The sequence below is a fragment of the Clostridium sp. AM22-11AC genome (genome assembly GCF_003473545.1).
Classification (GTDB): domain Bacteria; phylum Bacillota; class Clostridia; order Lachnospirales; family Lachnospiraceae; genus Enterocloster.
This window is the reverse complement of record NZ_QUCM01000036.1, coordinates 1-14,106: the sequence shown is the minus strand read 5'-3', so window position 1 is coordinate 14,106 and position 14,106 is coordinate 1. Positions and strand designations below refer to the sequence as shown.

The 14,106-nt window shown below is 43.6% G+C and carries 8 protein-coding genes; 1 reads left to right on the top strand and 7 read right to left on the bottom strand.

The features are described from left to right. A partial coding sequence (locus DW251_RS17060; protein WP_182433651.1) for an InlB B-repeat-containing protein occupies positions 1-4,781 on the bottom strand: 4,781 nt, incomplete at its 3' end. A 297-nt stretch (positions 4,782-5,078) separates the two neighbouring features. On the opposite strand from DW251_RS17060, the gene DW251_RS17055 reads away from it, so the two are divergent. Further along, positions 5,079-6,236, top strand: coding sequence for an AAA family ATPase (locus tag DW251_RS17055; RefSeq protein WP_021870882.1), 1,158 nt, complete (start codon positions 5,079-5,081; stop codon positions 6,234-6,236). On the opposite strand, the gene DW251_RS17050 is transcribed toward DW251_RS17055, so the two are convergent. From DW251_RS17050 to DW251_RS17025, 6 genes are all read right to left on the bottom strand, one after another. After that, entirely contained in the window at positions 6,212-7,462 is a 1,251-nt protein-coding gene (locus DW251_RS17050; protein WP_021870883.1) for a BTAD domain-containing putative transcriptional regulator, read from the bottom strand. The genes DW251_RS17055 and DW251_RS17050 overlap by 25 nt on opposite strands. A 165-nt stretch (positions 7,463-7,627) precedes the next feature. Further along, positions 7,628-8,131, bottom strand: a complete 504-nt coding sequence (gene greA / locus DW251_RS17045; RefSeq protein WP_021870884.1) for a transcription elongation factor GreA — start codon at positions 8,129-8,131, stop codon at positions 7,628-7,630. Positions 8,132-8,388: 257 nt separating this feature from the next. Further along, a complete protein-coding gene (locus DW251_RS17040; protein ID WP_021870885.1) occupies positions 8,389-9,366 on the bottom strand; it encodes a tRNA-dihydrouridine synthase family protein in 978 nt (325 codons plus the stop codon). Between the two features lie 242 nt (positions 9,367-9,608). Continuing rightward, positions 9,609-10,517, bottom strand: a complete 909-nt coding sequence (locus DW251_RS17035) for an AEC family transporter (RefSeq protein WP_021870886.1) — start codon at positions 10,515-10,517, stop codon at positions 9,609-9,611. 460 nt (positions 10,518-10,977) lie between these two features. Then, positions 10,978-11,886: an AEC family transporter gene (locus DW251_RS17030; RefSeq protein ID WP_118301846.1), complete on the bottom strand. Its 909-nt coding sequence runs from the start codon at positions 11,884-11,886 to the stop codon at positions 10,978-10,980. A 463-nt stretch (positions 11,887-12,349) separates the two neighbouring features. After that, positions 12,350-14,047, bottom strand: coding sequence for an FAD-dependent oxidoreductase (locus DW251_RS17025; protein ID WP_021870889.1), 1,698 nt, complete (start codon positions 14,045-14,047; stop codon positions 12,350-12,352). Between the last annotated feature and the right edge of the window lie 59 nt (positions 14,048-14,106).

Here is a 14,106-nt window from a genome sequence, read left to right as displayed (position 1 = left end):
TCTGTATAACCCTCGATCACATCCCCAAAGTGTGCATCCCTTGGATCTGACATTGTATGGATTTCTTCCTTTGTATCTTCATCCAGATATTTCACCCTATAATTCTGCTCTGCTGCTGTAAAGGAACCTTTCAGTACCACATTTGCATCCGGCATTACAAATTTGCCGCCTGTAGTAGTCACTGCTGTTCCGTTTTCAGTTGCTGCCGTCCAGCCAATGAAAATATATCCTGTTACATTCGGATTTTCTGCTACTGTAACCTGTGCCTGATACTTATGATTTGCTACATCAGGAACTGCCGGTGCACCTGTTGGAACATCACCTTCATATTGATAACTTACCTGATGGGTATTTCTGGTGTAATACAGCTTCAGGGATAATACATTTTGAATATTTGTAGTACCATCTGTTACTGTTCCAGCAATACTTGTATCCAGCGTAAATCCATCAACTGGTATTTCTTGTCCTCTTGTTGTAACGGACTGTCCTGCTGCTGTATTGAATGTATCAATATAGCGAAGTCCAAATTCACCATTCGGTCTTTCATACCAGTGCTGTATATGATAAATTGCAGTCTTAGGTACATAGTAGAAAATAACTACCTGATTCTCCTGGGTTACTTTCTGCACTGGATCAGATTTTAATGTATATCCTTCAAATGTCTTAAAGGTTATCATTACATTCTGGTCACTGGTAGTACCTGTTTCAACTGTACTTCCAGGTACCGGTGTTTTAGTGCCCTCCAGTAAATATTTTACTGTATAAGTCCAGCTCTGTACTGCTCTATACTTAAATATGATCTCCTGTCCATCCTTTGTGATCATTGCACTGATGGATAAAGTTTCAGGATAATATCCTTCTACTGTTTCAGCAGGTTCACTTACTGTGGAATTTCTTATTACAGTCTGCTGCTTCGCATCGGCAATCGCTACATCACCACACATATATTTCACAGTATATGTGACTGTATCAGAGTTTCTCCATCTTGCATATAAAGTTGTATCCTTTACGATCTGTGACTCTGGAATAAACTTCTTTGTAAGTGCGCTGTCAGTATACCAGCCGAGGAATTCATCATCTGCTTTGTCCGGTGCTGCCAGTTCTTCTTCTGTTAAAACAAAACCTTTTTCCCTGGTAATACTAGCTTTTTCTTCTTTACAATTAGTTACGAAATCAACTGTATATTTCGGTTTTTCCCATTTTGCGTAGATGGTAAGTCCATCTTCTGTCATGGTCTCATTCCAATTTACCGGTTCCTTAAAGCCAGGATCCAGATACCAGCCTGCAAATGTATAATCAGAATCTACATATGAAGGTCTTCCTGGATCTCGGGAAGGTTTGCCTGTGGACAGTTTTGCCTCAAATTTGATGCTTTCCGGATCCATTGGCTGACAATTCTCAAAGCGAAGATTATAGGAATTCCTGGTATAATAGAGCCAGAGAACAGGTTCTTCGTACCATTCATTATACTGCTTCCAGTCAGAATACGTAAATCCAGTAATTGACATCTGATCTTCTTTAGTTAAATGTACATTACTTGAAGCTTCAAATGTCCTGTACGTTGTTCGTTCTCCATCTAACCCTTCCACATAGTAAATAATCTTTTTACCTGAACCTGCATCTTTTTCATACATGGTCAGATTTTCAGCTGGCATATTCGCTAAAAGCGTATACTGTATATTTCCAGAAGAATTTGGTCCCCAGCCGTCATCTGCACAGGCGGTTTCCCATTTCGCAGATACGTCTACACCATAACGGGCGGTGATCCTTAAACTTTCATCTTCCTTCCACTTCCACTTCCGACTGTTCCATCTCATAAACGTAATGGTATACGTAGCTCTTGCAAAATAAACATTCTTAACTGCCGTTCCATCGGCCGTTATCTTCACATCACCATCCGTTTTTTCTGCTACTGGTGTTGTCTTATATCCTTCCGGTACTTTATAACTTCCATTCGGGATAGAACTTCCCACTGTACCATTTCCATTTATCACATGGTTTACAGTGTAAACACCCTCTTTTACAGTTTCAGTCCAGTAAATAATCTTATAATCAGCTCTCTTTGCTGCTTCCCATTTCGCAGTAACTACCAGATCTTCTGCCGGCATGGTCTCCTGAAGGTTTTCCCAGCCTTTAAATTCATAGCCTACCTTTGTCGGATTCTTGTCTGGTTTTGTTACGGCTGCACCATAGCGTACCTGCTCAGGTGCAATATAAGAAGCATTTTCTCCTGTATTCCAGGTCAGAGTATAATAATTTCTTTCATATAAAATCTCTACTACCGTACTTCCATCTGCATTTACAGTTCCCTGACTGATAGCCCGTGGTGTAAATCCTGCATATTCTTTTGCTTTGGCTTCAGTTGTCAGTCCGGTTTCACCTGGCACTGTTTCTGTAGCTGCAGGTGTATCTGGCTTTGTATCATCTACATTTAACAGATAATGATTTACTGTGTAATTAACTTTTGCACCTTTGTAGGTAACGGTCACAGTCTTGTCTGTTGTATATGCATCATTAAAGGATACAGTTGTCTGATCTGGTGTGAATCCCTGGATTGCAGGAGATTCTGCTGTCAGGTTACAGGGAACACCGGATTCTACATGAGAAACCCACGGCTGTGCTGCCAGACTGCCATTGCTGTACACATAATTTACAGTAAGGCGTACCTGACCGGCTATTGGTGCATAACCAGCATAAACCTTCATATCACCAGTTACTTTACTGAAATCTGTATCCCAGCCTGTAAACCTGTATCCATCACGATCCGGCACTGCTGGCGCTTCTGCTGCTTTTCCATCTTCCACATACTGCGGACCGGAAATAAACACATCCTTTCCTTCTGCATCTTTATAATAGAAATTTACTTCATAACAGATGATCTCTTCTGTATCAGCTGTTACATACAGTGAGAAATGATCTGTCATAAATGCTGTTGCATCACCGTCTGCTGCTACAGATTTTATCATCTGTGCATCATATGTTTCTGTATCAGAAGCATTTTCACCCATGTAAAGGACTCTGGTGCCGGAATTTCCAATGGCGGTTCCTTCAAAAGTAACTTTTACACTTCCATCTGGCTGAACTGCTTCACCATCTTCATTGTAAAGGGTGATGTCTGCTGCAAAAAGATCCGTTACTCTGCGGTTTTCAGCTTTTAATATATCATCTGCAGCTGCTTTCATAAGCTCCAGCTGAGCTTCATCCTCTACTGCATTAGCCTCAATATAGCCATTTTCAGGAAGCACATCGCTTAAAGCTGTCAGCTTCACTGTCACGCCTTCTGCTCCTGCAACTTCTGCAGAAAGTACAATTTCAGCATCAAATACACGCAATGCATTCAGTGTACTCTTATAAACCTTCGCTGTACTGCAGTAACCAATACCTACCAGATCTCCGTCATCTGCTGTTTTTGCCGGTGCTTCTGGCTGTGGTGCTGGTAATGTTTCCGGGATAGCCGCTGTTGTTTCTGCCGGCTGTGCAGGCTCTGTTTCCGGTTCTGTACTTTCCGGGGTTCCTTCTGGTACAGTTGTCTCTCCCGGGCCTGCCGGAACTTCCGGTTCAGTTTCTGCCTCTGCTGTGGTTTCTTCTGCTGCAGAGCCTTCCGGTCTGCTTTCTTTTTCTGCCTCTGCTGTGGTTTTTTCTGCTGTAGTCTCTTCTGTCGTAGTCTCTTCTACAGTTGTTTCTGTCTCTGGTTCAGGTGCAGTCTCTGGTTCAGAAGCTTCTTCCTTTTTCAGTTCTTCCGCTTTTTCTTCTTTGACCGGCTCTGCAGCCTCTGCTGCTTCTTCCTTTTCCGGTTCTGTTGGCTCTGCCCCATCTGCTGCATTTTCTGCGTCTTCCTTCATGGCAACTAACGGTACACCATGTCTGGAAATAGAAGCTGTTACTTCACCTTCCTGCGCCGGTTCTTCTGCCGGAGCCTCTGCCTCTGGTTCAGAAGCTTCTGTCTCAGATTCTGCTGCTTCCGTTTCAGCTGCTTCCTCAGTCTCAGGCTCTGTTATCTCCTCTGGAGCTTCTGTTGCTGCCTCAGTCTCTTCTTCCTTAGTCTCTTCCGGCTGCTCTTTGCTTTCTTCCACATCTTCCTTAGTTTCCGGAACTTCTGCGGTTTCTTCAGCAGCTGTGGTCTCTTTTTCTGCATCCGTTGGATTTACAACATTTTCTGTTGTTTCTTCGTTCACTGCTTCTGAAGGCTTTTCTGCCGGAGCAGTTTCTGCAGGTTTGGAAATAATGTTTCTTTCTTCATCCCCAAACTTATCTTCATAACTCTTTATGGTAATACGTTTGGTGGTCTTTTCCTTTTCTTTTCCGTTTTCTGTTCTTGTTACAGTTGTAGAACAGCTGATGGTATCTTCCCCGTTATTTACGTAAAGGAAATAAACCTCTTCCTCTCCTGTTACCATGTACGTATCATCTGCATCAGCCGGAAGCTTTACAAATACCCTTAACTCTGCCTCCATGCTGTCTCCCTGGATGTCCGGATAGACTTCATATACCTTTCCGTCTCCAAAGAACAGTGCTTCAAACTTTTCTGTGGCACCGTCGGTAAAATCCAGGCTGTCCTGTGATACCACATTTTCGTCTTCGATGGCCTGACGGATGGCATCCACCAGGTCAGCGCCGCCAATGGTAAAGTCCACTTTGTTTCCTGATGCTGCAAAGCTGACATGCAGATCTGTTCCCACATTGGTGAAGATCATGGCAAATGCCAGCATAAATGCCAGGAAACGCTTCTGTAAACTAACCATTTTTCCCGTTCGTTTCTTGCGTCTGCTTCGTCCTCTCATACCCTGTTTCTCCTCTCTCTGAATTTTGTGCAGGCCCCATTTCCTGCCAAACTCCAGTACTTCCTGAATCCCGTTTCACAGTCATTCAGTTTATACTTTCATTTATCTTTATCATAGCAGAGATAGCGTTATACCAGGCGTTATATGGATTTATATTTTCAAAAAATTTTCAATTTTTCAAATAATTTACAGACTCTATGAGTTTTTTTCTCAGTCGTTCTTGTGTTTTTTTATAACATATGCTATAATTCGCTTCAATGAGTTTTTTTCTCATATCTTCGCATTTTGGAGGTTTGTATGCTGAATCAGTTTGTTTTAAGAAATTACAGATTATTTAAAAATGAAACATTGCTGGACTTTTTTCCGGCTCCTATTAATGAACACAAAGCTTCTCTGCTGACAGCGCAGGGAGACGGCGAATCATTTCTTCCTGTTATCTCCCTTTACGGTCCAAACGGCTGCGGAAAATCTTCTATATTAGAGGCGCTCTGGAATGTATGTCGTCTGGCTGCAGGTGATTTTTCTCTTATCACCTCTTCCGTCCGTTCCTACTGCCGTCTGGATAATACATGCAGAGAGCTTCCTTTAAGTTTTGACCTGCTTTTTCGCAGAAATGGTTTTCTCTTCCGTTATCAGCTTGATGTAAAACAAGGCGCTGTCCTGGAAGAAAATATGTTTTACGGCAAACCCGGTTCTGATGATGCCGGCGTTCTTTTTGCCCGCAAAGCAAATGAACTCCATATTGGAAATGAAGCCGGGAAAATGGATTTTTCCACTCTCCCGGCCGGGGTCTCTCTTTTACGCTATCTTGACCCAAAATCTTCCTCTGAATGTGCAAAAGCTGCTGCATCCTGGTTCAGCCAGGTTCTGTTTTTCCGGGAACATGACTATAAAAAAGCCCCGGATCTGCCCTCTGAAGTAGAAGAACGTCAGGTCATCTGCCGTCTGCTCCAGGCTATGGATATTGATATTTTAGATTACTCCATTACAAAAGAACAGGGCTTCGATGATCCATCCCTGATCCTGACCCATGGGAAAGCAGATGGAAATACCTTTTTTGTTTCTTTCAATGAAGAATCCACAGGCATCAGAAAGCTGCTTACCCTGATCCCGTTAGTCGTAAAAAGCCTGCGTCTGGGAAGTCTTCTATTAGCCGATGACTTAGATAACGTGCTCCATCCTCATCTGCTACGCTTTATCCTGTCTCTGTACCAGGATCATGAGAAAAATCCTCATCATGCGCAGTTAGTATTTACCAGCCATAACACAGCGATCCTTAATCCGGCTGTTATGCGAAGAGACGAGATCTGTCTGTGCTGCCGCCCGGAAGGAACGGATGCTGTTCTCTATCCACTTTCTTCTTATAAAAAAGAAAATGGCCTCATCCCAAGAAATGATGAAGCCTATGGTAAACAATATCTGGAAGGACGCTATGGTGCCAACCCCAGGATCTGATGACTAAAATTGATCTTTTTTCCATTTTCCCATTGCTTTAAACTACGTTCCACACGTTCACACACGGCCAGGACATGTTCCTGGCCTGCTCCATTTAACAGGACCAGATACTGGACCGGGCTGTAGCAGGTAAACAGATCTCCCTTTCGCAGACTCTCTCCTATGGCATTTTTTAACATCTCAGATGTCGTCTGCACCATTTCGCCTTCCAGCAATGCTCCTTTTCCATCTACAAGAGTAATGCAGAATAATGTATATTCAAAGGAAAAACGTTCTGCCATGCGGCTCACCAGACGGTAACTGTCAATAAAGGAAGGGTATGTACTGTAATAAGGTCCCTGGGTTTCTTCCCTCTCTTTTAAGGTATTTTCAATGTCCTTTAGCATATCGGAAGTGTAACGGATCTGACCGCTCATCAGGCGGAAACGCTGCAGCATGGTTTCAGAAGGCGGAAGCCCCTGTTCTTCAAAATACTGGACGACCACCTGTTTATAAACTTCCATGGCTTCCTGATACCGTTTTAAAGCGATCAGGCAGTCCAGCTTCATCATCTGGCATTCCTCATAAGGATACAGCCTGCTGGCTGCTGTACTTAAGTTTAAAAGCCTGTCATATTCCCGGTCTGCCTTTAAAAGCCGGCTTGCCAGGCGCAGGCATTTAAAATACAGCTCCTGGTATTTTACACCGATCACATTGACCCATTTTTCTCCTGTCATCTGAGAAAGGAATTCCCCGTAATACAAACTGCAGGCGTGGCACAGCTCCTCTTTTTTTCCTGTTGCAAGAGCACTTTGAGCTGCTTTTTCAAAATTTCTGGCATCAATGGAAACCGTCACATTTCCCTCATCCCACCGGTAAATACCGCCATCTGTACAGATATACTCATGCTCTGGCAGCATTTCTTTTAATAATCTGCGCAGCCTGAAAACTGCTGCCCTTAAACTGCCGGATGGATTAGCATACTCTCCATTTCCGTAAAATGCATCTAACAGCTCTTCCCTGCCCACTCCCTTCTTTCCTGCATACAAAAGGATCAGAAAAAGCTGCAGGATCTTCCCTGTAAGAGCAGTCCCTATAGGAAAAAACTCCCCTTCATATTCCACTGATATGGTTCCCATCATCCGCACAGTCAGTATTCCCTTTTTGTCCATATCATTTCCTGCCTTTCTGTGATAAGGCGCCCTTTCTAAACGGACATGACTGCTGACGCAGGCATCACCATTCATGAAAGCCGATTGCTCCGCACCTTTGGTGCTCCCGCAATCGTCGCCAGCATTCGCAATCCGCGCTATCGCGCTCCTTGCTCATACCGGCTTGCCCGTCCGATACCCGTGAATTCGCTCATGCAAGCATGGCTCATTCGCGGCTGCCGTCCGGGACTTTCATAGTAATTAATAGCTGCGCAGCTGGTCTTCTTCCTCTTTAGCTGTCTTATCGATGGAACGGATCTCCGCCTCATATCCGTAGGTGTCATTTACTTTAATATACACCTTATCTCCTGTTTTGCGGCCCTTGATCGCCTTTCCTAAAGGAGAATCAATACTTATAAGTCCTTTCATGGAGTTTCCCCGGACTGTGGTCACTAATTTATAGCTTTCTGTTTCATCATCTTCCGGAATATATAATTCCACCCGGTCGCCCAGACCTACTTCATCTGATTTTGACTCATCTGAAACAATACGGGCTGTTTTTATCATTTTTTCCAGATAACGGATACGGCTCTCGTTACGGTTCTTGTCCTGCTTTGCTGCCTTATATTCAAAATTCTCGCTTAAATCCCCCTGGGCTCTTGCCTCCTTTACTGCCTCCAATGCTTCTTTGCGCACCACCAGCTTACGGTATTCTATTTCTTCCTGCATTTTTTTAATATCGTCTTTTGTCAGATTATCATACATAGCTTTTCTCCTTATCTGCTTCCGTCGGAGTCTTTCATAATTTCTTTATTTTCCCTTCAGGAATTTTATTTTTTCTTTATCGTCTGCTCAAACTTTGTCCACAATTTACCTGTATATTATTACTTGTAAGGTTGATGAGACCTTTTACCATACAGGAAGACACTTTTTCATACCTAAGCCGGCAGATTCCCCCCTTTTCTGCCGGCTCCCTCCATTTTATAGGGCAATAAATTTTTCTCATGGTCTTATTCATGCCCTTATTCATGCTCTCTCATGCGGCAGAACAGTTCTGATACCACCCCTTCATATTCTGCAAGGTGCTGTGCCTTGCGTATCTTCTTCATAAGCTTTTCTTCTTCCGGACAGGAATGGATCAGAAATCCCCACAGTTCTTTCATTTTAAACAATACCGGTCTGTCTCCGCTCATAACATGGGTATATCCGTCACAGAGCAGACGGTGGAATTTCTCCAGCCGGTCTGCCTTCCTGTCGGCAGACATTTTTCCAGATACTTTCTGGGATGTTCCGTCAGCGATCTCTTCCATTAAAAATGGGTTCATCATGATCCCCCGTCCCATCATTATCTTATCCAGATCCGGATACTCTTTTACAAGACGGTCATAGTCTTTCCTTCGGAAAATATCCCCATTATAGCACACAGAATGTCTGCTTTTTTCAAATCCCTCTTTAAAAGCATTCATCCGCACATTGTATTTATAAAAATCTTTTAATACTCTTGGATGGATGATAAGTTCTGTTAATGGGCACTGGTTGTACAGACCTAAAAGAGTCTGAAACTCTTCTTCACTTTCCACCCCCACGCGGGTCTTGATGGAAAAATGAAGATTTTCCCGTTCCATTCCCTCACTGACCTCTCCCAAGAACCTGGCAAGCTTTTCAGTATCTTTTAAAAATCCGGCGCCTTTTCCCTTGGCTGCCACAGTACCTGAAGGACATCCCAGGTTCAGATTAACCTCTGTATAACCATATTCCTTTAATTTTACCGCTGTATCTAAAAAATCCTCCGGATCTGATGTAAGGATCTGGGGAATGACCTCCATTCCCTGATTATGCTCTGGAAGGATGTCATTTAATTCTTTGCTGCTGAAACCGCTTTTATGCTTCGGTGCCAGAAATGGTGTAAAATACCTGTCCATAGGCTTAAAACAGCTGTTGTATGCCTGTCTGTATATGTATCCTGTGATCCCTTCCATGGGAGCCAGATAAAATTTCATATGTCCTTTATCCTCTCATTTACCCTGATGTACTATGTTCGTGTCTATTATCCGTGTTTTTGCCAGAAAATACAATACCTTATCTGCTGCACTTCGGCAACAGACAAGGTATTAAAAAGGGGAGGATAAGTATTAATATTTTCTCTTTGGTGATAATCCTATTATAACCATTCCTTCCCCGTTTATTCTCTTTTCTTCAAAAATCCAGTCTGCTTTCGCAGAATTGTTCCATCATTCATTATTTACAGTACAAAAATAAGTACAGTTGTGATCATGATCATACTGATAATAATAGAAATAGAATTTACTGCACTTGCAAGACCAATATCCCCTTTCAGGTCACCGGTAAACGCAGGTGCTGCTGCTGCAATAGGGCTGAACACCAGTACCGCCAGTGTCTGACGATATTCCAATGGAAGGGGAAGAACAAAATAAAACATCAATGATGCCACCACTGCCACACCATAACGTATGGAAAGGATCTTTCCGATCTTTCCGATCTGCTTTTTATCGCCTGAAAGCTTAAAACCAACTCCAAGCATTAACATTGCCATAAACGCATTGGCATTTCCGATCAGCTGTGCAATACTGACAGCAGGTGCTGGAAGAGAAACATGGATCAGGGAAAGGATGAGCATACCGATATATGCATCAAATGGCGCAGATTTTATCAGTGTTTTCAAAATAGGGCCCACAGAAAACCTGCTGTTTTTATCTTTTGCCATAGAAGCTACACTGTAAGCACCTCCCAGACAGATAAACGCATTTCCCGTATCAAATAAACTGGTGATGACTACACCTGTAGGACCAAAAAAACCGGCGGTAAATGGCATGGTGAAATTTCCAATATTATAACCGGACATATTCAGGATATGAAATGCCTTTTCATCCCTGTCTTTCCCTCCAAGGATCCATCCAAGGCTCATGTAGAGCACGCCGCCTGCAAATCCTACAAGACACAGCAAAAGCATGGCAGGCTGTATCTCAGCCTGTGAAAAATTTGCAATAATAGATGCAGGAAGTGTGATCTTAAGCACGATCTTTGACAATACATAAAAATCTTCTTCTTTAAAAAAGCCAGCTTTCCGCAATCCATATCCTAAAATAATAACTGCAATAAAAGAAGCTGCTTTCATCAGGATCGCTTCCATTTTTTCTGTCCTCCGTAATAACCCACCTGTATTAAACAGGCTGTATTTATGATCTTTTGCCCCCTCTGATACCGAATTGCTACGTGCTTTACACTCCCGCAATTCTAAAAACATTCGTAATCCGCTCATTTTTCTTCAAAAAATGGCTCCTTACTCATGTTTTTGGCGGCTCCCAAGTTCAAAAATCCTCCTGCAAGCAAGCTTGCAACGGATTTTAGACCTTTTTACCCTAGTATCATCATAACACAAACCTGCGCTATTTCAAAGTTATTTTGCATACAAGGTGTTCATTTTGTATACAACATAGTTACTGTACATGGTAGGCACTTTTGGAACCGAAAGTGCCGTACGATAACGTAGTGGTAGCGGGAATTTGCCGTATTTAAATGCGAAGCCACGGCAAATTCCGTTGCTGGTCATGCAACGCATGAACAGTAACTACAACATATATCTATCATTTCTATAGAACTGCGATCAGCACACAGGTAATGCAGAACATACTGATAATGATGGAAAGAGAATTTACCGCGCTTGCCAGGTTAATATCCCCTTTCAGGTCTGCCGTAAATGCAGGCGCTGCTGCGGCAATAGGGCTGAACACAAGCACTGCCAGAGCCTTACGGTATTCCAGGGAAAAAGGAAGCAGAAAGTAAAATGCTGCTGCTGTTAAAACAGCCACTCCATAGCGGACACCTAACATTTTCACGATCTTGCTCATCTGTGTCCGGTCTCCTGACAGCTTAAATCCAACACCTAACATAAGCATGGCGAGAAAAGCATTTGCATTTGCCACCAGCTGTGCAATGTTTAATACAGGTGCCGGCAGTGACAGATGAAGCCAGTATAAAATATACATAAAAAGATAAGCATCAAAAGGAACAGAACAGAGAAGTGTTTTGCACAGTGGGATAAATGAAAATTTCTTTTCCCTGTTTTTAACCATAGCACCAATACTGTAAGAACCGCCTAAAGCGATCACGGCATTTCCCGTATCAAACAGACTGGTAACAACTACACCGGCAGGTCCAAAAAAGCTGCTGGTAAATGGCATGGTAAAGCTTCCGATACTATAGCCGGAAAGATTCAGGATCTGAAATCCCTTTTCATCTGGATCTTTTCCACCCATGATCCATCCAAGAGCCATATATAAAATACCCCCTCCAAAACCTAACAGGCATAGTAAAAACATGGATGGCTCCATTTTTGTCTGTGAGAAATTGACAATGATGGATGCAGGAAGTGTGATCTTCACCATGATCTTTGACATAACATAAAAATCTTCTTCCTTAAAAAATCCTACTTTTTTCAGAACATACCCCAAGATGATCACAGCCATAAAAGAACCAGCCCGCATCAGTATTGCTTCCATAAGTTTCTTCCCCCAAAACCCCTGATGTTCTCTCGGAATCTTTCTGTGCCTGATTTTGTGAGAAGATTTTTTGTCAGTTGTGCCCAAATTTCTGAGGTGTACGCGGTGCGTACATTGATGAAATTCGGGTGCGACTGGCGGAAAATCAGCCACAAAAGCAGGTGCAGGAAAGACTCCGAGAGAACATCCTGATATTTTCCAATAACTGGAACTTAACACTTTCTTTATAGTAACACATCTCATCGTTCAATAGCAACTGCCCCTTAAACAAAAATACCGCCCCTTTTCAATAGCCTGTTCATGAGAACTACAAGCTGATCTGCCGATTCGCAGGTTCTGTCGCCGGCAGCTTCTTTCGGATGCATGACAACAGCGAAAAACGCAGAATGTGCGTTTTTCATAAAAACTTACTCCAACACACACTCTGCGTCAATCTGAAAGTTGTATAAAAATATCAGAATATTTATGCGAAATTATATTCCGTCACGATTTTTTCCCGCCCCATGGCCACATCATTGTAGTACTCATACAGGCAGATTCCAAGGAATGATCCGGAAATATTAACCACATTCTCATATCCCCGTCCCTGAAGCGCCATCAGCGCATTGTAGCTTCTCTGGCTGGAACGGCAATGCAGGTATACCGGACGGTCTTTCGGAATTTCATCCGTTCTCTCGCGAAGCTCACTTAAAGGAATGTTCACAGAACCCTTCAAATGTCCGGCCTCATACTCTCCTTTTTCCCGTACATCCACAATGAACGCCTGTTCCTCCACAAGGCTTCTTACCTGTGTAACCGGAACCTGGCGGAAACGTCCGTACAGAATATTTTCAGCCACCAGAGCCGCCTGATTTACCACATCTCTGGCTGTGCCAAATACTGGTGAATAACACAGCTCCAGGTTCTTTAAATCCCGGATGGTGCCATTCATGGAAACCATGGCTGCAATCACATCCACCCGTTTGTCCACATTTCCTCTTCCGATGGCCTGAGCACCCAGGATCCTTCCGGTTGGGACCTCAAACACCAGTTTAAAGTGCATAGGTGCACTTCCCGGCATAATTCCCACCTTGTCACCTGGAATCACATAAACAGAATCGCAGGGAATTCCGGCTTTGCGGGCATTCCGCTCATTAAGACCGGTTGCTGCTGCATTTAAGCCAAATACACGCAGTGCACAGGAACCGATAACACCTCTATTGTCATTGGGAATCCCATACATCGCATCCGCCGCCGCCCGCGCCTGTCTCAAGGCCGGACCGGCAAGAGCCAGACGTGAAGGTTTCCCGGTCATACGGTCAAAGACCTCAATGGCATCACCAACCGCATAAATATTTTTATCACTTGTGCGGTAGTTGTGATCCACCAAAATGCCGCCGGTCTCTCCGATCTCCAGTCCGGCTGCTTTCGCAAGCCCCGTCTCCGGCGCTACACCAATAGCCAGAATAACCGCATCCGCTGGCACCGTCTTGCCGGAAGCAAGGGTAATCTGCTTCTCTTCAATGGTTTTTACTCCATCATCCACAATTAAAGACACGCCGTTGTCCAGCAGTTCCTTGTGAAGCATCTGTACCATATCGTAATCAAAGGGCGCCAGAATCTGGCTCATGGCCTCCACCACAGTAACCTTCTTCCCCGCCTTTGCAAGGTTTTCAGCCACCTCAATTCCGATAAAGCCACCGCCGATAACCGCTGTGTTCTCCGCTCCTGCGGCCTCCAGTCCATCCTTTAAGTGAACAATATCTGCCACATTACGGACTGTATACACATTTTTTCCGTCAATTCCGCCGATGCTTCTTGGCTTTACAGGTGACGCGCCGGGAGCCATAACCAAAACATCGTAGGCCTCCTCATGTATGTCCCCGGTCAGCGTGTTTTTAATCTCAATGGTCTTTTTGTCACGGTTAATAGCCATCACTTCGCTGTTAACCCGTGCGTCTATATCGTAAGACTTTTTGAATTTTTCCGGGGACATCATTACCAGTGCATCACTGTTTCCCACTACTCCTGACAGATAATAGGGAAGAGCACAGTTGGAAAAGGACACATGCTGGCCACGCTCAAACATAATGATTTCTGCTCCCGCGTCGAGACGTCTTGCTCTGGCTGCTACCGAAGCGCCGCCTGCCACGCCTCCTATGATCAGAATCCTTTTATTCATGGAAAATCACTCCTCGTATAATATCTTTTAGATACATAAATACATATATTTTGGTTAAT

Coding starts and splice junctions, on each gene's coding strand:
- DW251_RS17055 (WP_021870882.1), top strand. CDS start 5,079: ATGCTGAATCAGTTTGTTTTAAGAAATTACAGATTATTTAAAAATGAA.
- DW251_RS17050 (WP_021870883.1), bottom strand. CDS start 7,462: ATGAATGGTGATGCCTGCGTCAGCAGTCATGTCCGTTTAGAAAGGGCG.
- greA (WP_021870884.1), bottom strand. CDS start 8,131: ATGTATGATAATCTGACAAAAGACGATATTAAAAAAATGCAGGAAGAA.
- DW251_RS17040 (WP_021870885.1), bottom strand. CDS start 9,366: ATGAAATTTTATCTGGCTCCCATGGAAGGGATCACAGGATACATATAC.
- DW251_RS17035 (WP_021870886.1), bottom strand. CDS start 10,517: ATGGAAGCGATCCTGATGAAAGCAGCTTCTTTTATTGCAGTTATTATT.
- DW251_RS17030 (WP_118301846.1), bottom strand. CDS start 11,886: ATGGAAGCAATACTGATGCGGGCTGGTTCTTTTATGGCTGTGATCATC.
- DW251_RS17025 (WP_021870889.1), bottom strand. CDS start 14,047: ATGAATAAAAGGATTCTGATCATAGGAGGCGTGGCAGGCGGCGCTTCG.